Here is a 19,636-nt window from a genome sequence, read left to right as displayed (position 1 = left end):
TGCCTGAAAATGAGAGGCGCCAGTTTCTTTCATGCCCAACAGATGATAAATACCCCTATCACTCTTTCAGTAATGACTTTAATCATGGATCTGAATGCTGTTCGCCTGCTGGTGCGCGTCGCCGAAACCCGCAGTTTCACTCGCGCCGCCGGAGACCTGGGGCTGACCCAATCGGGCTTGTCCCGGGCCATTTCCCGGCTGGAAAACCAGCTGGGTGTGCGCCTGCTGCAACGCAACACCCGCAGCGTCAGCCTCACGCCCGACGGGCAAATGCTGTATGAACGCAGCGCGCCGCTGCTGGCGGAACTGGCCGAAGCCGAGCGGCAAATGCTCGACCGCCGTGCCTCACCGTCCGGTTTGCTGAAGATCAGCACGCCCTCGTTGTTTGGCCGCAAGGTGGTGATGCCGGTAATCGGCGAGCTGACCCTGCAATACCCCGACCTGCGCATTGAAGCGGTAATGACCGACCGCCTGGTGGACATCGTCGACGAAGGCTTTGACGCCTTGCTGCGCACCGGCGACATCCAGGATCAGCGCCTGATCGCCCGGGCGCTGCCGCCGCTGCGCTGGGTCACCGTCGCCTCCCCGGCTTATCTCGCGCGTTTTGGTACGCCGCAGACCGTCGATGAACTCAAGGACCATAATTGCCTGACCGTACGTAACCTGCGCACCAGCCGGCTGGTGGACTGGCAGTTCATGCTCGATGGCAGGGTGCAGGACGTGAGTGTCGAGGGGCGGTTGATCTTTGATATCGGCGATGCGCTGGTGGACGGCGCGCTGGGCGGATTCGGCATCGCCCAGGTGATGGACTTTGCGGTGCGGGAAGATCTGGCGGCCGGGCGCCTGGTGCCCTTGCTGGAGGACTTTGCCGGGCGCAGTCGGGCGATATCGCTGGTGTATCCGCCATCGCGGCAGTACTCGCCGAAGTTGACGGCGTTTGCCGAGGCACTCAGCAAGGCGCAGTGGTAGCACAAACTTTGTGGCGAGGGAGCTTGCTCCCGCTCGGCTGCGCAGCAGTCGTATATCTACCGACCAAGTGTATTGGCAGGAAACAATGGGACCGCTTCGCGCTCCAGCGGGAGCAAGCTCCCTCGCCACAAAACCAGGCTGTACCGGAAGAATTGGCACTGGGCTTAAAGCTGTCGCCCATCAATCGGCTCACCAATCGTCAGGAAATGCCCGCCCGCCACATGGTGCAAGGTACGCAGCGCATCCTGCCCTTCGAAATGCCAGCGACCGTCGCTGAATACGCGCTCATCAGCCTGGGCGGCCACCACTTCGGCGAGGAACAGATCGTAGGTCTGCTGGTTATGCGGTTCCGGCAGCAAGCGGCATTCCAGCCACGCCACGCAGCCTTCAAGCATCGGCGCTTCGGTGTGTTCGCCGCTGAACGTCTGCAAGTCATATGCGGCGAACTTGTCGGTCTCGCTGCCGGTGGTGTTGCCCACGGTCTGCACGATATCGGCCTGGGCCGCACACGGTACGTTGAGCACGAAAGTGCCGGCGCCTTCGAGCAGTTGCCGGGTCCAGGTGGCCTTATCCAGCACGACGGCGACTTTGGGCGGCTCGAAATCCAGCGGCATCGCCCATGCCGCGGCCATGATGTTGCGCTGGCCGTTGTGCGCGGCGCTGACCAGTACGGTCGGGCCGTGGTTGAGCAAGCGGTAGGCCTTGGACAGCGGGACGGGACGGCGATGGTTAGGGCTCATGGACGAAAGGCTCGGAAAAAAAACCTACGATACCTCAAGCATGAGCCCGGGTGACTAGCTGCTCAGTTGATTGGCGAATTGCCCTACAGCGCTGACCACTTTCTGGGCGCCGTCCTGGATCTCGACGATCACTGTGCCCGCCTCGGCCGCCAATGCCAGCCCTTGCTCGGCCTGCAGGCGGCCATCGGTCATCAGCGCCACTGCATCGCGGGCCATGTCCTGGTTCTGGCGCACCACGCCGACGATTTCCTCGGTGGCCTTGCTGGTACGCGACGCCAGTTGCCGAACCTCATCGGCCACCACCGCAAAACCACGGCCTTGCTCACCGGCACGGGCGGCTTCGATGGCGGCGTTGAGCGCCAGCAGGTTGGTCTGCTCGGCGATGCCGCTGATGGTCTTGACGATGCTGCCAATCACCTGGGACTGGGCGTTCAGCGCTTCAATGCCCTCACCCGCCTGCTCCATGTGCTTGGCCAGGTCGCGCATCACCTCCACCGCCTGGGTGACCACGGTGGTGCCGCGCTGGGCGCTGCTGTCGGTGTGCAGCGAGGTGCTGTAGGCGATGTTGGCCGCGTCGGCCACGGCCTGTTCCTGGTTGACCTGGTCGGTGATCACCGTGGCGAACTTGACCACTTTGTACAGCCGCTCGTTGGCGTCGAGCACCGGGTTATACGAAGCCTCCAGCCACACCACCCGCCCGTGGCTGTCCACCCGCTTGAAGCGCCCCGCGACGAATTCACCGGCGTTCAGGCGCTTCCAGAACTGCTGGTACTCGACGCTGCCGGCATCCTGCGGCTCACAGAATATCCGGTGATGTTTGCCCTGGATCTGCGCCAGGCTGTAACCCATGCCGTTGAGGAAACGGTCGTTGGCCGTCAGCACATTACCGTTGAGGTCGAACTCGATCACTGCCGTGGAACGCACCAGCGCGGTGATCAGGTTTTCGTGCTCGCGGGACGCCTCGATAGTGCGGGTCAGGTCGCTGGAGTACATCGAAATATGCTTGATACGCCCGTCACTGCCACGCACCGGTTGCACGATGGAGCGCAGCCACGCCTCATTGCCGTTGCCGCGCATCAGGCGTACGGAACCGGCGAAGTGTTCGCCACGCACCAGGGCGTTCGTGAAGCGCAGTTGAAAGGTGTCGTGCTTGACGTGCGCCGGCACCAGATCCTCGATCAGGCGGCCTTGCAGCTGGCTTGCCTGGTAAGCCATCTCTTGAAGGAAGATGGCATTGACGGACTCGATGCGCCCTTCGGGATCCAGGGTCAGGGCCATCATTTCGCTTTCCAGGCTCTCCTTGACCTGCTGCAAACTGGATAATTCTTCGCGAAGAGCAGACAGCTCCTGCTTGAGACGGGTGTTGAACATGGAGGCACCGGTGGGCAAATGAGGGCGGGATCTGACCTGCATCGGCGCTGCCGGCATTTTCTTAAGAGAGCTTTAGCCCATTGCCCAACTATATTTTTTCGGCCCCTCAACTGCCGTTGTTACGGCAGATGCCCATCACTTGGTAGTGGAGCGTGTTGAGCTTGCCGGTGGAGTCTTCGTAGGTCATGCGTGACGGCACCGCGCTGCACGAGCGGATCGGCGGCGTGACATTCACCACCCTGGCAATGTCCAGCTTCATGCCGTAGCGATACACCAGCACCTCGGGCGCAGGCTTGCCCTTTCTGGCGGCGTAGGCGGCCATGGCTTGCTCATTGTTTTGCATCAATTGGGCGAAGGTGCGGTCGCCTCCACCTTCGGCCATCGCGCTGGCGGAAACGATGAGGGCCAATGCAGCGACAGTGGTTTTCAGGGTATTCATGAGGGCGTCCTCGTCTGACTTATTGAATTAAAAGTTCAGAGCAAGAATAACTAACCAAGCCTGTCGCAACGTTCACCGAAAGATTACTTATCCGTTATGTTTTATTGAAATTCCAAAATTGTAATCTGTGCGCCACCTCGCCGTTATCTCGTGTTTGCAACTATCTGCCCGGGCACCATCACAACAAGAATGCCCCATCGATAAGAAGCTGATAGCTGCCACTACCGAGGAGCGCTACATGAGCACTAACCGCACATTTTCACTCTCCATGATTGCCGCTCTGGCGGGGCTCACCCCGCTGTCAGGCATGGCCGTGGAAGAAAAACCCGAAGGGTTTATCGAAGGCAGCACCTTGAACGTGCTGGCCCGCAACTTCTACTTCAACCGCGATGACCGCAAGGGCCAGTCGAGCCCCACCGGCAATGGCTATTCCGAAGCCTGGGCCCAGGGTTTTATCGGCAAGTTCGAGTCCGGATTCACTCAGGGTCCGGTGGGTTTCGGCCTCGATGCGTTTGCGATGTATGGCCTGAAACTCGACTCCGGCACCGGCCGCAGCGGCGGCAAGGGCTCGTTCGGCGTACTGCCGGTAGACAGCGACAACCACCCCGAGGACGGCTACAGCAAGCTCGGCGGCGCGGTAAAAGTGCGCCTGCTGGATACCGTGATCAAGGCCGGTGACGTGTTCCCGCTGACCCCGGTGGTGGCCTACGGCGACTCGCGGGTGTTGCCGGAAAGCTTCCGTGGCGTCACCGCACAAAACACCAGCATTGACGGCTTGAGCTTGCAGGCCGGGCACTTGAGCGGCATGAGCCAGCCCACCCAGAGCGGCATGGATAAAGGCTTCGCGACCTTTTATGCGGGCAAGGTGGATTCACCCTGGATCGGCTATGCCGGCGGCGACTACCAGGTAAACAAACACCTCAGCGTCAGCCTGTACACCAGCCGCCTGAAGGATGCCTGGGACCAGTACTACTTCGGCAGCGCCGCCAGCTACCCGCTGAACGATGACGTGTCGCTGTTTGGCGACTTCAACTATTACAAGGCCGTGGACGAGGGCAAGAAACGCCTTGGCGAGTTCGATAACAACATCTGGAGCGCCAGGCTTGGGGTCAAGGTCGGCGCCCACAGCCTGGCCCTGTCGCACCAGCGCAACAACGGCGATGACGACTTTGACTACCTGCGCATGTCGGACTCGATCTTCCTCAACAACTCGATCCAGTACAGCGACTTCAACTCGCCCAGGGAACGCTCGTGGATGCTCGCCTATAACCTCGACATGCAGGCCTTCGGCATTCCTGGCCTGACCTTCATGACCCGCTATGGCAAAGGTACCGGCGCCGACTACAGCAACGCCAACAGCGTGTACATGCGCCGTGACGCGGCCGGCGACCCGCTGACCGATCAACGCCGCTGGGAGCGGGATATCGAGGCGAAGTACGTGGTGCAGGGCGGTAACTTGAAAGACCTGTCGCTGCGTTTGCGCCAGGCAACCGTTCGCTCAAGTGCCTTTGAGTCGGACTTGGAGGAAGTTCGGTTGATTGTCGAATACCCATTGGCAATTCTGTAAATGAACACAACGGCAAATGCTTACATTCATTTGCCGTTGACTAACATCTGTTCACAAATTGAAGCCTGTCAGAACTGTAATATGCGCCTCACCTTCTCGTTAAGTTGCGCTTCATATACTGGTCACAACTAACGGCACACGCCTTATTTGGAGACACGTCATGAAGCCATCCCACCTGTTATTGATCAGTTTTCTCGGCGCCACTTCCACCCTCGCATTCGCCGACGACGGCGCCGACCGTTCCCGGCAGTTCCTCGCCGAGTTCCGCCAGCAACAGCAACAGGTCCACGGTGAACAGTCCGTGGCCGAGACCGCGCCCGCCGACGCACAGAAGCAGTCGATCTGAACGGCGCACACCGAGCACATTCATCTCTGAAGCTTTTGTGTAGCTCCTTTGGAAAGAGATGAATTTTTAACGCCCCGGATGGGGCGTTTTTTTTGCCCGCCCGTTCTGCAACGCAACAACCAGTCACAAACTGGCTGATTGACCCTGTAGCTACTTCAGCCTTCAGGCTTCGGAAAATTCGAATTTCAGTCTCTCTCTATCAGTAAAAGGTAAATCCCCATGCGTATCCTTGTGGTTGAGGACGAGCAAAAAACCGCCGCCTACCTGCAGCAGGGCCTGACCGAAAGCGGTTACGTGGTCGACTGCGCCGCCAGCGGCGTGGACGGCCTGCACCTGGCCGGGCAACACGCTTATGAACTGGTGATTCTCGATGTAAACCTGCCGGCCAAGGACGGCTGGGAAGTGCTTGAGCAACTGCGCCGCGACAGCAACCAACGGGTGATGATGCTCACAGCCCGTGGCCGGCTGACTGACAAGATCAAGGGCCTGGACATGGGCGCCGATGATTACCTGGTCAAACCCTTCGAATTCCCCGAATTGCTGGCCCGGGTGCGCACGCTGTTGCGCCGCAGCGAGCACATACCGGTGCCGGAAGTCTTCCGCGTGTCGGACCTTGAACTGGACCCGCGCCGCCACCGCGCCTATCGCGGCACCCGGCGCATTGACCTGACCACCAAGGAGTTCGCGCTGCTGCATGTGCTGATGCGTCAGTCCGGCGAAGTGCTGACCCGCACGCAGATTATTTCCCTGGTGTGGGACATGAATTTCGACTGCGACACCAACGTGGTGGAGGTCTCCATCAGCCGCCTGCGGGCCAAGGTCGATGACCAGAGTGACGTCAAGCTGATCCATACCATTCGCGGCGTGGGCTATGTGCTGGAGGCCCGCCAATGAAAGCCAGCAGCCTGTCGATGCGCCTCGGGCTGACGGTGAGCCTGATGGGCGCGGGCCTGGTGGTGCTGCTCGCGACACTGGCCTACCTGGCGCTGACCCACGAGCTTGAGAAACTGGCGCGCAAGGGCCTGGAAAGCAAGATGGAGCAGATCCAGCACAGCCTCGCCCTCGGCCTGGACACCCGCGACATAAAGGCCCGCCCGCATTCGCTGATGGACCTGGTGATGGGGCATGACAATTTCTACCTGACCATCGTCGGCACCGCACCCGATGAAGCGGTGCTGCTGAGCGTCGGTGCCAAGCCACAGGAACCGTTGCTGACCGACTTCGCACCACGCCAGACCCTCGGTTACCTGAACTGGGACGACAGCAACGGTAACCAGGTGCTCAGCGCCTCCAGCCTGATGCGCCTGTCCAGCGGCGAACGCGTGCGGGTGCTGCTGTCCCTGGACCGCATGGACGATCAGGCATTGCTCAGTGCTTACCTGCGTTCCACGGTGATCGCCCTGCCGCTGCTGTTGCTGCTGATCGGCATCGGCGCGTGGTGGGTGGTGCAACGCGGGCTCGCACCGCTGCAACAGTTCAGCCGCGTCGCGGCCAAGGTCACCACACAGAATCTGACCCACCGCCTGGCTGTGGATAACTTGCCCAACGAGTTGGGCGAGTTGGCGCAGGGCATCAATTTCATGCTGCAACGCCTGGATGGCGGTGTGCAGCAGCTGTCGCAGTTCTCCGATGACCTGGCCCACGAGCTGCGCGCACCGCTGACCAACTTGATGGGCAAGGCCCAGGTGACGTTGTCCCGAGAGCGCCCGCCCGAGGAGTACAAGGCGGTGCTGGAATCCAGCACCGAAGAAATGGAGCGGCTGGCGCGGATCGTTTCCGACATGCTGTTCCTGGCACAGGTCAGCCACCCGGCGGCGCGGGTTTCGTTTGCGCCCGTGTCCCTGGCCGCTGAAGCACGCCGGGTGATGGAACTGTTTGCGTTGAGTGCCGAAGACAAGCAACTGAGCCTGAGCCTTCACGGTGATGCCTCGGTGCATGGCGACCGCCTGATGATTCAGCGGGCGATTTCCAACTTGTTGTCCAATGCCATCCGTCATACGCCACACGCTTCCACGGTGTCGTTGCAGGTGGAAACCCACGGGCAGCAAGTCTCGCTGTCGGTGGGCAACCCGGGCCCGGGGATTGAAGCGCACCACCTGCCGAACCTGTTCGAGCGTTTCTACCGCGTCGACAGCAGCCGCGCCCGCTCCGAAGGGGGGACCGGGCTGGGGCTGGCCATCGTGCGGTCGATCATGACCCTGCATCAAGGCCTGGCAGAAGTCAGCAGCGAGCCCGGAGATTTCACTGTGTTTCGGTTGGTGTTTCCCCTTCATACCAACGCTATCTGCCAATAAACCATTGTGGTGAGGGAGCTTGCTCCCTCACCACAAGTTATTGGCCAGGCATCGGGCGGTCTTCCTGTTCTTCACGCCGGTGCGCCCAGTGATACAGCGCCGGCAATACCAGCAGGGTCAGCAGCGTCGACGAGATAATCCCGCCAATCACCACCGTCGCCAACGGGCGCTGCACTTCGGCGCCGGTGCCGGTGGCCAGGGCCATGGGGATAAACCCCAGCGACGCCACCAACGCCGTCATCAACACCGGGCGCAAGCGCGTCAGGGCGCCTTCGTTGATGGCCACCGACAATGAGCGCCCCTCTTCCCGCAGGTTGCGAATGAACGCAATCATCACCAACCCGTTCAGCACCGCCACCCCCGACAGCGCGATAAAACCCACGCCCGCCGAGATCGACAACGGAATGTCCCGCAGCCACAGCGCCATGATCCCGCCGGTCAACGCGAAGGGAATCCCGGTGAACACCAGCAGCCCGTCCTTGAGGTTGTTGAACATCATGAACAGCAAGCCGAACACCAGCAGCAACGCCACCGGCACCACGATGCGCAAGCGCTCGGAAGCTTCCTTCAACTGCTCGAACTGGCCGCCCCAGGTGGTCCAGTAGCCCGCGGGGATTTTCACCTGAGTGTCGATGGCCGTCCCGGCTTCCTCGACAAACGAGCCGATATCCCGCCCACGCACGTTGGCGCTGACGATCACCAGGCGCTTGCCGTTTTCGCGGCTGATCTGGTTGGGGCCGAGCACCAGGTCCAGGCTGGCGACTTCCGACAGCGCGATAAAACCCAACTGCCCCGCCGCGTTATTCGCCAGCGCCGGGATCGGAATCAACAGCCGCGACAGGCCTTCGATATCGGTGCGCAGCGCATCAGACAAACGCACGACCATATCAAAACGCCGGTCGCCTTCGTACATCGTCCCGGCCTGGCGCCCACCCACGGCGACGGCAATCGTGTCTTGCACATCGCCCACGTTCAGGCCGAAACGCGCGGCCTTGTCGCGGTCGATATTGATGGTCAGCACCGGCAGGCCGGAGGTCTGTTCCACCTTCACTTCCGAGGCGCCCTTGAGGGTTTGCAAGGTCTCGGCGATTTCCCCGGCGGTCTTGTTGAGCACCGCCATGTCGTCACCAAACACCTTCACCGCCACGTCACTGCGCACGCCGGAAATCAGTTCGTTGAAGCGCAACTGGATCGGTTGCGACAGTTCATACACGCTGCCCGGCACAATCGCACTGGCGCGCTGGATGTCGGCGATAATTGCCTCGCGGGACTTCTTCGGGTCGGGCCACTGGTCCTTGGGCTTGAGCATCACGTAGCTGTCGGAGATGTTCGGCGGCATCGGGTCGGAGGCGATTTCCGCGGTGCCGGTGCGGGCGAATACCCGCTCGATTTCCGGCACCTCGGCCATCAAGGTCTTTTCCAGTTGCTGCTGCATCTGTACCGACTGCGTCAGGCTGGTGCCCGGCACCCGCAACGCTTGTTGAGCGAAATCACCCTCGCTGAGGCTGGGGATAAATTCGCTGCCCATGCGACTGGCCACCAGGCCCGACGCAACGATGGCCAGCACCGCCAGGCCGAACACCAGCGGCCGGCGCGCCATCACCCAATCCAGCACCGGCGCGTAGACACGGCGTGCGCTGCGCATCACCAGGTTTTCCTCTTCCTTGACCTTGCCGGTGACGAACAGCGCAATGGCCGCCGGCACGAAGGTCACGGACAGAATCATTGCCCCCAGCAGCGCGATCACCACGGTGAACGCCATCGGGTGGAACATCTTCCCGGCCACCCCGGTGAGGGCGAAGATCGGCAGGTACACCACCATGATGATCAGTTGCCCGAAGATCAGCGCGCGCCGCGCTTCCTTGGCCGCCGCAAACACCTCATGCAGGCGCTCGCTGCGGGTCAGCAATCGCCCGTGGCGCTGCTGGGCGTGGGCCAGGCGGCGGATGGCGTTTTCGACGATCACCACCGCGCCATCGACGATAATCCCGAAATCCAACGCGCCGAGGCTCATCAGGTTGGCGCTGACCTTGTTGGTAAACATCCCGGTAAAGGTGAACAACATGGCCAGGGGAATCACCATCGCGGTGATCAGCGCAGCGCGGATATTGCCGAGGAACAGAAACAGCACCGCCACCACCAGCAGCGCCCCTTCGAAGAGGTTTTTCTTCACGGTGCTGATGGCTTTTTCCACCAGGTTGGTGCGGTCGTAGACGGTGACGGCCACCACACCTTCAGGCAGCGAACGGTTGATCTCTTCGAGTTTTTTCGCGACCGCCAGGGACACCGTGCGACTGTTTTCGCCGATCAACATGAACACCGTGCCCAGCACCACTTCGCGGCCATTTTCCGTGGCGGCACCGGTACGCAGCTCGCGGCCAATGTCGACCTGGGCGACGTTGCGCACCCGAATCGGCGTACCGTCGGAAGTGGTGATGACGATGTTGGCAATGTCGTCGATGGACGCGACTTGCCCCGGCGCACGGATCAGCAATTGCTCGCCGCTGCGCTCGATGTAGCCGGCGCCGACGTTGGCGTTGTTGCGCTCCAGCGCCGTGACCAGGTCGCCCAAGGTCAGGTTGTAGGCCGCCAGGCGCTTGGGGTCCGGGGCGATCTGGTATTCCTTGGCAAAGCCGCCGATGGTGTTGATCTCGGCCACCCCCGGCACGTTGCGCAGTTGCGGCTTGATGATCCAGTCCTGGATCACCCGCAGGTCGGTCGGCGTATAGGCTGAGCCGTCCTCCTTGCGCGCGCCGTCTTTCGCCTCCACGGTCCACAGGAAGATTTCCCCGAGCCCGGTGGAGATCGGCCCCATCATGCTTTCGATGCCATCAGGCAGTTGCTCGCGAGCCACCTGCAAGCGTTCGTTGACCAGCTGGCGGGCGAAGAACAGGTCGGTGCCGTCCTTGAAAATCACCGTGACCTGGGACAAGCCCGAGCGCGACAGCGAGCGGGTCTGCTGCAAGCCCGGCAGCCCGGCCATGGCGGTCTCGATGGGAAAGGTGATGCGCTGCTCGGTTTCCAGCGGCGAAAAACCCGCCGCCGCCGAGTTGATCTGCACCTGGACGTTGGTGATATCCGGCACGGCGTCGATGGGCAATTTCTGATAGCTGGCGATACCGACACCGGCCATCAACAGCACCGCCAACAGCACGATGATGCGCTGCTCGATGGCGAATTGGATAAGGCGCTCAAACATGGGGAATCACTCGCAGGATCAATGGGCGTGCTCGGCCGAGGCCTTGCCCAACTCGGACTTGAGGATGAAGCTGCCGACGGTGGCCACCTGCGCGCCGGCGTCGAGGCCCTGGCGCACTTCGACGAAACCGTTTTCGCTGACGCCCAGTTCGATATGCCGGGTCATGAAGCCGTCGCTGGTGCGCACGAACACCGAGGGTTTGTCCTCGACGGTCTGGATTGCCTCCTGGGGGACGGTGACCTTGGCCGGGTAGGTGTCGGTGGCGACCTGCACGGAAACGAACAGCCCTGGACGCCACGAAGCGTCGGGGTTCGGCACCGTGACGCGCACGGTGGCCGTGCGGGTCTGCTCCCCCAGCAAGTTGCCGACATAGGCCACGGTACCGAGCACTTCGGTGCCCATTTCCGAGGACGTGACCTTCACCGGTTTGCCGACCCGGACCTTGTTCAAATCCTTGGGGAACACGCCGAAGGTCACCCACACCTGGGACAGGTCCGACAGGGTGAAGGCGTTGCTGGTCTCGCTCACCACTTCGCCGACACCCAGGTGTTTTTCCACTACTACGCCGTCGAACGGCGCCCGCAGTTCGTAGCGATTGCCGCCGACCAATACGGCGCTGCCGCTCAGGGCGTTCATCTTTTGCCGGGCATTGTTCAGGGCGATTTCGGCCTCTTGCAGCGCCTGGCGCGCCAGCAGGTAATCCTGTTCGGCGGAGATCCTGTCCTGCCACAACTGGCGCTCGCGCTGGAAGGTGGTGCGGGCCAGTACCACCCGGCGCTCACTGGCCGCCAGTTCACTGCGCTGATCGGAAATCTGCTGGCTGGCGATCACCGCGAGCAGCTCGCCCTTCTTCACCGATTGGCCGAGGTTGACCTGCACCGACTCCACCACGCCGGCAGCACGCGGGACGATGTGGGAGGTGCGGTCTTCGTCGAAACGCACCTCGCCCGGCAGCGAAAGCACAGTGCTGATCTGCCGGGATTGCGCCGGGGCCAGTTGAATACCGGCGGCCTGGATCTGCTGTTCGGTCAGCTCGATCTTGCCTTCCTCTTCCGTCTCTGCCGCACCGCTGATGGCCGGCCACGCCAGCATCAGTGCAACGGCCAGCGCCATCCTGTGTTTGTTGTTCATGGAACGCTCCTGAAAAAATCAAAACCGGGCGAGGTCGCCGTAAATCCGTTCGATGCGCACCCAGGCTTCGGTGGCCTGGGCGGTCGCCGCGAGGTATTGGGTGCGGGCCGCAATCAAGGTGCGCTGGGCGTCGAGTACGTCGAGGAAGTTGAACTTGCCCATCTCGAAACCGCGGGTGGCGCTGTCCACCGCGCTTTGGGCGGCGGGCAGGATCTGTTGGTTGAACGAGCGCACTTCGGTATTCGCGGTTTGCCAAAGGTCCAGGGCCTGGCGGGTTTCGGTGCGCAGGCGCAGTTCGGCAGCGTTGCGCAGGTCGCGGGCCTGGTCGGCACGGCGACTCGCGGCCAGCACGTTGCCCTGGTTGCGGTTGAACAGCGGGATCGGCATCGACACGCCCACCACGTTGACCCGCTCGCGCACGCTGGCGTCGTATTGGCTGCCGATGGACACGTCGAGGTCGGGAATGCGCTGGGCTTTTTCCAGGCCCAGGGCCGCTTCGCCCTGGACGATTTGCAGCTCGGCCAGGCGCAGTTCGGCGGTCTGTTCCAGGCGCGCCAGCAGCTGCGCGGGCGACGGTAATGCCGGGGCGGCCTGGGCTTGGGTGGCGACGGCCTGGAAATCGGTGCTGGCCGCGCCAGTACTGGCGGCGAGGCGCCGGTAGGCATCGGTCAGGCCCATCTGCGCGCGGTTGAATTCCAGGCGGATTTCCGAGAGTTGCACCTGGGCCCGGGTGGCTTCCACCGGGGACGTTTTGCCGGCGGTGACGCGACCATTGGCCACCACCAGGCCGCGCTCGGCCAATGCCACTGAGCGCTGGGCCAGGTCGAGGCGTTCCTGGGCGCGAAGTGCGCCGTAGTAACCGTCGATGACCTCCGCACGCAGCCCGTTGCGACGCTGTTCCAGGATGAGTGCGGCCGCCTCCTGGGCACGGGTGGCGACATCAATCCGGGCGCCGCGCTTGCCACCCAGTTCCAGGGTTTGGCTCAGTTTCACGGTGGTGGTGCGCGAGTTGCGGCGGGTGTCTTCGGCATCCCAGGAGGCCACCGGATTCGGGATCAAACCGGCCTGCTGGCGACCGCCTTGGGCGATGTCGATTTCCCACTGCGCAGCGGCCATGTCGGGGTTGTTGGCGAAGGCGGTTTGCAGGGCCGATTCGAGGGTCAGGGTTTGCGCGTTTGCGCCCTGGACCGTCATCAGCAACAGCACCGAAGCGCCGATAAACGTGCGGACAAAAGTTGGCATAACAAGAGTTCCATGCCCATGAATTAACAGGTGGGCAATGTAACTTTCGGTACTTATCAGAGGAGTGGCCAGAACATTACAAATCCGTTAGCAACGGCTCTGGCGCGGGCTTTTGCTTTAAGCTCCGGGCAACTTTTCCACTGCCCAGCGGGATCCTCGACATGCGTATTCTGGTTATCGAAGACGAACCTAAAACCGCCGATTATCTACATCAGGGATTGAGCGAAAGTGGCTATATCGTCGACTGTGCCGCCACCGGCGCCGACGGCCTGCATTTGTCTCGCCAGCACGCCTACGACCTGGTGATGCTCGACGTGAATTTGCCGTTGATGGATGGCTGGGACGTGCTGCAACGCATCCGCCAGAACAGCAGCACCCGCATCATGATGCTGACCGCCCAGGGCCGCCTCGCCGACCGGATCAAGGGCCTGGACCTGGGCGCCGATGATTACCTGGTCAAGCCGTTTGAGTTCCCCGAATTACTCGCGCGGGTGCGCACCTTGATGCGCCGCAGCGTGCATTCGCCGGTGCCAGATGTGTTGCGGGTGGCCGACCTGGAATTGGATCAGGGCCGCCACCGGGCGTTTCGCGGTTTGCAGCGCATCGACCTGACCACCAAGGAGTTCGCCCTGCTGCACCTGCTGATGCGCCAGAGCGGCGTGGTGCTGTCGCGCACGCAAATTATCTCGTTCGTGTGGGACATGAACTTTGATTGCGACACCAATGTGGTGGAAGTGTCGATCCGCCGCCTGCGGGCGAAGATCGATGACCCGTTCGAGCGCAAGTTGATCCATACCTTGCGCGGCGTGGGTTATGTGCTGGAAGACCGTGAGTGACGGTCAGGCGTGCACCTCGTCGTGCTCGTCATGCTGAAAACCTTCGCCCTCGATCTGGATCGTGGCGTGGGAAATATCGAATTGTTCATGCAGTAACTCCGTCACCTGGCTGAGGATCTGTTGCTCGCTGCCTTGGGCAGAATCCGCCACCAAGTGAGTGCTCAGCACGTTCTTGCCGCTGGTGAGGGCCCAGATATGCAGGTCGTGCACGTCCTTGACCCCGGGAACGCCGCGAATTGCCTGTTCCACCTTGTCGATATCGATGCCGTCCGGCACGCCTTGCAGCAGCACGTTCATGCTTTCCTTGAGCAGCGTCCAGGTGCGGGGCAACACCCAGAAGCCAATCGCTGCCGCCACCACCGAATCCACCCAGCCCCAGCCGGTGTACATGATCACCAGCGCCGCGATGATCACGCCGATGGAGCCGAGCATGTCGCTCCAGACCTCCAGGTAAGCGCCCTTCACATTCAGGCTTTCGCCGCTGGCCGCACTCAGCAGGCGCATGGAAATCAGGTTGACGATCAGCCCCAGCACCGCGATCACCAGCATGCCGGTGGACTGGATCTCGGCGGGCGCCTGCAAGCGTTGATACGCCTCATACAGGATGTAGAACGCAACGCCGAACAGCAGCAGCGCATTAAACGCTGCCGCCAGGATCTCGAAACGCGCATAGCCGAAGGTGCGCTTGCGGTCGGCGGCGCGCTTGGCGACCTGGATCGCCACCAGGGAAATCCCTAGCGCCAGGGCGTCGGTCATCATGTGCGCGGCATCGGACAACAGCGCCAGGCTGCCGGTGATAAAGGCGCCGATCACCTCGGCGATCATAAAGCTGCCGGTCAGTGCCAATGCGATCCATAACAGCCGTTCGTGGCCGGCGCGTACCTGGGCGTGGCTGTGTCCTGCGCTCATGAAATGTCCTCGTGGGTCGTGGTCCGGTTGATCATAGAGCTATAGGCCAAAACCACCGGCACGAGTTGCAAAATTGTCATCTCGCCGTCAGCTGGGCGTTAAGCCATGCGCACCAAAATTGAACATGAACGCTCTGGAACCGTTGTATCAGGTATGCTTTTCGAGCAGGAAACAAAAAGAAACACATTAGCCAACCTGTTCGATAAGGAGTCCCGTTTTGGAGTTATCGACTGCCGCGTGGATGGTTCACGACACCCGCCTCATGTTCTGCGTATTACTGGCCATCGCCAGCATCATTGTGTTGATCAGTGCGACCAAGCTGCCGCCCTTCCTGTCGATCCTGATCGGTACGTTTATCGCCGGTGTCGGCGCAGGCTTGCCGCCGGAAGAAGTGGCCAAGGCCTTCAGCAAAGGCGCCGGGGCGATTCTCGGTGAAGCCGGGATCATCATTGCCCTGGGCTCGATGCTCGGCGCGTTGATGGCCGAATCCGGCGCTGCCGACCGTATCGCCACCACCCTGCTGGGGTTGGGCAAAGGCAAGTCATTGCCATGGGTGATGGCGCTGGTGGCGATGGTGATTGGCCTGCCGCTGTTCTTCGAAGTGGGCCTGGTGATGATGGTGCCGATCATCTTCGTGATGGCCAAGCGTTCGAACCAGCCGCTGCTGAAAATCGCAATTCCGGCGCTGGCGGGGATGACCACCCTGCACGCCTTGATGCCACCGCATCCGGGGCCGCTGATTGCGGTCAGCGCGTTGCACGCCGACCTGGGCCTGACCATGTTGCTGGGCTTTTGCCTGGCAGTGCCGGCCGTGATTCTGGCCGGCCCGTTGTACGGCAACTGGCTGTCCAAGCGCATGCACGTGGATGAGCCGGCCGACATTGGCGCGCTGTTCAGTGCTCCGCCCAAGGCGCCGCGCCAGCCGAGTTTTGGTGTGTCGCTGCTGATCATCCTGTTGCCGGTGATCCTGATGCTCGGCAGCACCCTGGCCAAGGTTGCCATGTCGCCGGAAAGCCCGGTGGCACTGACCTTGAAGTTCCTCGGTGAGCCGTTGATCGCGCTGGGCCTGGCGGTGATTGCCGCGGTGATTTGCCTGGGCTGGGCCAGCGGCATGCCGCGGGCCGATGTCGGCAACACCCTGCGCAAGGCGCTGGCGCCGATCGCGGTGCTGCTGCTGACCATCGGCGCCGGTGGCGGGTTGAAGCAAACCCTGCTGGATGCCGGCGTGAGCCAGACCATCAGCAAGGTGGCCGAAGGCGCGCACATGCCTTACCTGTTGCTGGCCTGGTTGATTGCGGTGGCGCTGCGTCAGGCCACGGGGTCGGCGACCGTCGCCACCACGACAACGGCGGGCATCCTGGCGCCGATGATGGCGGGATTGGCGGCGACGCAAAGCTCACTGGTCGCCCTGGCGATTGGTGCCGGCTCGGTGTTCTTCTGCCACGTCAACGATGCGGGCTTCTGGATGGTGCGCGAGTACTTCGGCTTGCAGCTGAAGCAGACGATCTGGGTGTGGTCGGTGTTGCAGACCATTGTGTCGGTGGTGGGCCTGGTGGGCACATTGCTGATGTGGCACTTCCTGACGTAATGATCGTTCCCACGCTCCGCGTGGGAATGCATCCGTGACGCTCCGCGTCACACGAGCGGACGCGGAGCGTCCAGTGAGGCGTTCCCACGCAGAGCGTGGGAACGATCAGGTGGGTAGGCGCTTGCCAAAATGCGCCGCACTCACTGCGCCCACCGCGCCCATCACCACGCAATACCCCACGCAGATCCACGGGCTGGTCGGCATCAACGCGATCAACATCAGCGGTGTGGTACTCGCCCACAGCGCATAGGCAATGTTGTAGGTGAAGGAAATCCCCGACACCCGCACCTGCGCCGGGAACAGGTTGACCATCACCGACGGCACCGCGCCCACCACCCCGCAACTCAAGCCGGCAATTGCATACGCTGCGCCCAGCCACACGCCACCGGCAATCAGGCTCGCATAGAGCACGGCAATCCCCACCGGCAGCAGCAGGCTATAGACCAACACCGCACGCCAGGCGCCGATGCGGTCCACCAGCAGCCCGGCCAACACGCAACCGATATTCAGGAACACGATGCCCAACGCGCTCAGGGCGAAGGTGTGGCTGGGGCTCATGCCGAAGGTTTTCTGCATCATGGTCGGGGTGATCACCACCAGTACGACGACGGCCGAGGTGAGCACGCAGGTGAGGATCATCGCCGGCAGCAGCGCGCTGCGATGTTCCCGCAGGACGGTACGCAGCGGCAGTTCGGCGCCGGCCTGGCGACGGGCCTGCATTTGCAGGAACACCGGGGTTTCGCTGAGCCAGCGCCGCAGCCAGACACCGATCACGCCGAACACGCCGCCGAGCAGGAACGGGAAGCGCCAGGCGTAGTCGAGGATTTCGGCCGGGGTGAAGACTTGCGCCAGCAGCGTCGCGGTCAGCGCGCCGAGCAGGTAGCCGAAGGTCAGCCCGGCCTGGAGGAAGCCCAGGGCATAACCACGATGGTTGTCCGGAGCGTGTTCGGCGACAAACACCCAGGCGCTGGGCACTTCCCCGCCCACTGCCGCACCCTGGAGGATGCGCAGCGCCAGCAGGATCAACGGTGCGAAATAACCGATGTGTGCGTAGGTGGGCATGATGCCGATCAGCAGGCACGGCAGCGCCATCATCAGGATGCTCAGGCTGAACACCCGTTTGCGCCCCAGGTGATCGGCGAAGTGCGCCATCAGGATTCCGCCCAGCGGGCGCGCGAGGTAGCCGGTGACAAAGATGCCGAAGCTTTGCAGCAGACGCAGCCACTCGGGCATTTCCGGCGGGAAAAACAGCTGGCTGAGGGTCAGCGCGAAAAATACGAAGATGATGAAGTCGTAGATTTCCAGGGCCCCGCCCAGGGCAGCCAGGCCCAGGGTTTTGTAGTCGGAGCGGGAGAAACGCTGCGCCTGTGGATAAGAGGTGGCAGTCATGGAAAAGCTCGGCAGACAAACAAAATGGCCTGCAGGTTATGAGCTGGGCCCGGTGATGGCAATCTCGCCGGATATATTTGCTTTACTCATTGATCAATGAAGATAACTACATTCCCAAATGAATAGCCGTAGAGGAACATGCAGCAAAACTGCCGCCCCCCATAATAAATACAAATAGAGGTACTGAACGTGGCCGATGCTATCGAAGACAGCCGCTACGCCCGATTCGCCCTGCGTTGTTCAAACTTCGCCGAGCGCTGGTTCCCTGACTCCTGGGTGTTTGCCGCCCTCGCCGTGATCATTGTCGCCGTGGCGACCCTGGGCATGGGCGCCGCGCCGACCGAGGCCGCCAAGGCGTTTGGTGACGGTTTCTGGAGTTTGATCCCGTTCACCATGCAAATGGCCTTTGTGGTGATTGGCGGTTACGTGGTCGCCAGCTCCCCGCCCGCCGTAAAGTTGATCGACCGCCTGGCGCGCATCCCGAAGAACGGCCGTTCTGCCGTGGCCTGGGTGGCGCTGATTTCGATGGTCGCCTCGTTGCTCAACTGGGGCCTGTCCCTGGTGTTCGGTGGTTTGCTGGTGCGTGCGCTGGCCCGGCGTACGGATTTGCGCATGGATTACCGCGCGGCCGGTGCTGCGGCCTACCTCGGCCTGGGTGCCGTTTGGGCGCTGGGGCTGTCGTCGTCGGCGGCGCAGTTGCAGGCCAACCCGGCCAGTTTGCCGCCGTCGATCCTGTCGATCACCGGGATGATCCCGTTCACCGACACCATCTTTCTGTGGCAGTCCGGCGTGCTGTTGCTGGCGCTGATCGTGGTGTCGCTGATCATCGCCTACGCCACCGCGCCCGGGCCGAGCTCCGCCCGTGACGCCAAGGCTTGCGGTATCGACCCGGCCTTCAACATGCCCAAGCCGCAACCGCCGACCCGTCCGGGCGAGTGGCTGGAGCACAGCCCGTTGCTGACCATCCTGCTGGCGTTGCTGGCCGCCGGTTGGTTGTTCCATGAATTCTCGACCAAGCCGGCGATCAGCGCGATCTCGGGGCTGAACACCTATAACTTCCTGTTCCTGATGGTCGGTGCCCTACTGCACTGGCGTCCGCGCAGTTTTCTCGATGCGGTGGCCCGTGCGGTACCCACCACCACCGGGGTGCTGATCCAGTTCCCGCTGTATGGCTCGATTGCCGCGCTGATGACCGTGGTGAAAGGCAGTGACGGCGCGACCCTGGCGCACCACATCTCGACCTTCTTCACCTCGATCGCGTCCCACGACACCTACGCGCTGTTGATGGGTGTGTACTCGGCGGTGCTGGGCTTCTTTATCCCGTCGGGCGGCGGCAAGTGGATCATCGAGGCGCCGTACGTGATGCAGGTCGCCAACGACCTGGAATATCACCTGGGCTGGGCGGTGCAGATCTACAACGCCGCCGAAGCGCTGCCGAACCTGATCAACCCGTTCTATATGCTGCCGCTGCTGGGCGTGCTGGGGTTGAAGGCGCGGGACTTGATCGGTTTTTCGTTTGTGCAGCTGCTGGTGCATACGCCGCTGGTGTTGTTCCTGCTGTGGGCGTTGGGCACGACGCTTAAATATTTGCCGCCGGTGATGCCTTAATTATCTGA

Annotated in this window: 15 protein-coding genes and 2 pseudogenes; 8 read left to right on the top strand and 9 right to left on the bottom strand. The window is 62.2% G+C overall.

Features of this window, described 5'->3' with window-relative positions; all coding sequences use genetic code 11:
• Positions 1–84 precede the first annotated feature (84 nt).
• Positions 85–969, top strand: coding sequence for a LysR family transcriptional regulator (locus ACIOMR_RS24435; RefSeq protein ID WP_401196834.1), 885 nt, complete (start codon positions 85–87; stop codon positions 967–969).
• 164 nt (positions 970–1,133) lie between these two features.
• On the opposite strand, the gene ACIOMR_RS24430 is transcribed toward ACIOMR_RS24435, so the two are convergent.
• The 4 genes and pseudogenes from ACIOMR_RS24430 to ACIOMR_RS24415 all read right to left on the bottom strand — a co-directional run bounded on the left by ACIOMR_RS24430 (position 1,134) and on the right by ACIOMR_RS24415 (position 3,519).
• On the bottom strand, positions 1,134–1,709 hold the full coding sequence (locus ACIOMR_RS24430) for a flavin reductase family protein (RefSeq protein WP_003214424.1): 576 nt from the start codon (positions 1,707–1,709) through the stop codon (positions 1,134–1,136).
• Between the two features lie 54 nt (positions 1,710–1,763).
• Positions 1,764–2,192, bottom strand: a pseudogene (locus tag ACIOMR_RS24425) (methyl-accepting chemotaxis protein); the annotation flags it as partial.
• Between the two features lie 111 nt (positions 2,193–2,303).
• A pseudogene (locus tag ACIOMR_RS24420) lies at positions 2,304–2,987 on the bottom strand (PAS domain-containing protein); the annotation flags it as partial.
• 199 nt (positions 2,988–3,186) lie between these two features.
• A complete protein-coding gene (locus ACIOMR_RS24415) occupies positions 3,187–3,519 on the bottom strand; it encodes a DUF2790 domain-containing protein (RefSeq protein ID WP_008437494.1) in 333 nt (110 codons plus the stop codon).
• A gap of 238 nt (positions 3,520–3,757) precedes the next feature.
• Between ACIOMR_RS24415 and ACIOMR_RS24410 the strand changes: the two genes are divergently transcribed.
• The 4 genes from ACIOMR_RS24410 to ACIOMR_RS24395 all read left to right on the top strand — a co-directional run bounded on the left by ACIOMR_RS24410 (position 3,758) and on the right by ACIOMR_RS24395 (position 7,726).
• Positions 3,758–5,086 carry an OprD family porin gene (locus ACIOMR_RS24410; protein WP_134325732.1) on the top strand — a complete coding sequence of 443 codons (1,329 nt, stop codon included), beginning with the start codon at positions 3,758–3,760 and terminating at the stop codon, positions 5,084–5,086.
• 160 nt (positions 5,087–5,246) lie between these two features.
• Complete coding sequence (locus tag ACIOMR_RS24405) at positions 5,247–5,432, top strand: hypothetical protein (protein ID WP_008437498.1); 186 nt, start codon at positions 5,247–5,249, stop codon at positions 5,430–5,432.
• Between the two features lie 219 nt (positions 5,433–5,651).
• Entirely contained in the window at positions 5,652–6,326 is a 675-nt protein-coding gene (locus ACIOMR_RS24400) for a heavy metal response regulator transcription factor (RefSeq protein ID WP_003214417.1), read from the top strand.
• A complete protein-coding gene (locus ACIOMR_RS24395; protein WP_401196829.1) occupies positions 6,323–7,726 on the top strand; it encodes a heavy metal sensor histidine kinase in 1,404 nt (467 codons plus the stop codon). Before ACIOMR_RS24400 ends, ACIOMR_RS24395 begins: the two co-directional genes overlap by 4 nt.
• A gap of 37 nt (positions 7,727–7,763) precedes the next feature.
• Here ACIOMR_RS24395 and ACIOMR_RS24390 read toward each other — a convergent pair whose 3' ends face one another.
• From ACIOMR_RS24390 to ACIOMR_RS24380, 3 genes are read right to left on the bottom strand one after another with little or no spacing between them, the layout of a single operon-like run.
• On the bottom strand, positions 7,764–10,925 hold the full coding sequence (locus tag ACIOMR_RS24390; protein ID WP_178911631.1) for a CusA/CzcA family heavy metal efflux RND transporter: 3,162 nt from the start codon (positions 10,923–10,925) through the stop codon (positions 7,764–7,766).
• Positions 10,926–10,943: 18 nt separating this feature from the next.
• Positions 10,944–12,056 carry an efflux RND transporter periplasmic adaptor subunit gene (locus ACIOMR_RS24385; protein ID WP_401196825.1) on the bottom strand — a complete coding sequence of 371 codons (1,113 nt, stop codon included), beginning with the start codon at positions 12,054–12,056 and terminating at the stop codon, positions 10,944–10,946.
• 18 nt (positions 12,057–12,074) lie between these two features.
• On the bottom strand, positions 12,075–13,298 hold the full coding sequence (locus tag ACIOMR_RS24380) for a TolC family protein (protein ID WP_401196823.1): 1,224 nt from the start codon (positions 13,296–13,298) through the stop codon (positions 12,075–12,077).
• A gap of 161 nt (positions 13,299–13,459) precedes the next feature.
• Between ACIOMR_RS24380 and ACIOMR_RS24375 the strand changes: the two genes are divergently transcribed.
• The gene (locus tag ACIOMR_RS24375) at positions 13,460–14,134 is read left to right on the top strand and encodes a heavy metal response regulator transcription factor (protein WP_008437506.1); all 675 of its coding nucleotides are present in this window, start codon (positions 13,460–13,462) and stop codon (positions 14,132–14,134) included.
• Between the two features lie 3 nt (positions 14,135–14,137).
• Here ACIOMR_RS24375 and ACIOMR_RS24370 read toward each other — a convergent pair whose 3' ends face one another.
• On the bottom strand, positions 14,138–15,043 hold the full coding sequence (locus tag ACIOMR_RS24370; RefSeq protein ID WP_003214407.1) for a cation diffusion facilitator family transporter: 906 nt from the start codon (positions 15,041–15,043) through the stop codon (positions 14,138–14,140).
• Positions 15,044–15,260: 217 nt separating this feature from the next.
• On the opposite strand from ACIOMR_RS24370, the gene ACIOMR_RS24365 reads away from it, so the two are divergent.
• Positions 15,261–16,631 (top strand): gluconate:H+ symporter, encoded by a 1,371-nt coding sequence (locus ACIOMR_RS24365; protein ID WP_008437508.1) that lies wholly within the window; start codon positions 15,261–15,263, stop codon positions 16,629–16,631.
• A gap of 105 nt (positions 16,632–16,736) precedes the next feature.
• On the opposite strand, the gene ACIOMR_RS24360 is transcribed toward ACIOMR_RS24365, so the two are convergent.
• Positions 16,737–18,020: an MFS transporter gene (locus ACIOMR_RS24360; RefSeq protein WP_214499964.1), complete on the bottom strand. Its 1,284-nt coding sequence runs from the start codon at positions 18,018–18,020 to the stop codon at positions 16,737–16,739.
• A gap of 189 nt (positions 18,021–18,209) precedes the next feature.
• On the opposite strand from ACIOMR_RS24360, the gene ACIOMR_RS24355 reads away from it, so the two are divergent.
• On the top strand, positions 18,210–19,628 hold the full coding sequence (locus ACIOMR_RS24355) for a TIGR00366 family protein (RefSeq protein ID WP_178911636.1): 1,419 nt from the start codon (positions 18,210–18,212) through the stop codon (positions 19,626–19,628).
• Positions 19,629–19,636 lie beyond the last annotated feature (8 nt).

It is taken from the genome of Pseudomonas sp. NPDC087814, from assembly GCF_044742865.1.
In the GTDB taxonomy this organism is placed as follows: domain Bacteria; phylum Pseudomonadota; class Gammaproteobacteria; order Pseudomonadales; family Pseudomonadaceae; genus Aquipseudomonas.
The sequence above is the reverse complement of the archived record's forward strand: the minus strand, read 5'-3'. Positions and strand labels throughout refer to the sequence as shown.

Bases quoted from the DNA above. Each gene is read 5' to 3' on its own strand.
- ACIOMR_RS24405 (WP_008437498.1), top strand. From the start codon at position 5,247: ATGAAGCCATCCCACCTGTTATTGATCAGTTTTCTCGGCGCCACTTCC.
- ACIOMR_RS24375 (WP_008437506.1), top strand. From the start codon at position 13,460: ATGCGTATTCTGGTTATCGAAGACGAACCTAAAACCGCCGATTATCTA.
- ACIOMR_RS24360 (WP_214499964.1), bottom strand. From the start codon at position 18,020: ATGACTGCCACCTCTTATCCACAGGCGCAGCGTTTCTCCCGCTCCGAC.
- ACIOMR_RS24415 (WP_008437494.1), bottom strand. From the start codon at position 3,519: ATGAATACCCTGAAAACCACTGTCGCTGCATTGGCCCTCATCGTTTCC.
- ACIOMR_RS24385 (WP_401196825.1), bottom strand. From the start codon at position 12,056: ATGAACAACAAACACAGGATGGCGCTGGCCGTTGCACTGATGCTGGCG.
- ACIOMR_RS24380 (WP_401196823.1), bottom strand. From the start codon at position 13,298: ATGCCAACTTTTGTCCGCACGTTTATCGGCGCTTCGGTGCTGTTGCTG.
- ACIOMR_RS24390 (WP_178911631.1), bottom strand. From the start codon at position 10,925: ATGTTTGAGCGCCTTATCCAATTCGCCATCGAGCAGCGCATCATCGTG.
- ACIOMR_RS24400 (WP_003214417.1), top strand. From the start codon at position 5,652: ATGCGTATCCTTGTGGTTGAGGACGAGCAAAAAACCGCCGCCTACCTG.
- ACIOMR_RS24435 (WP_401196834.1), top strand. From the start codon at position 85: ATGGATCTGAATGCTGTTCGCCTGCTGGTGCGCGTCGCCGAAACCCGC.
- ACIOMR_RS24430 (WP_003214424.1), bottom strand. From the start codon at position 1,709: ATGAGCCCTAACCATCGCCGTCCCGTCCCGCTGTCCAAGGCCTACCGC.
- ACIOMR_RS24370 (WP_003214407.1), bottom strand. From the start codon at position 15,043: ATGAGCGCAGGACACAGCCACGCCCAGGTACGCGCCGGCCACGAACGG.
- ACIOMR_RS24395 (WP_401196829.1), top strand. From the start codon at position 6,323: ATGAAAGCCAGCAGCCTGTCGATGCGCCTCGGGCTGACGGTGAGCCTG.
- ACIOMR_RS24410 (WP_134325732.1), top strand. From the start codon at position 3,758: ATGAGCACTAACCGCACATTTTCACTCTCCATGATTGCCGCTCTGGCG.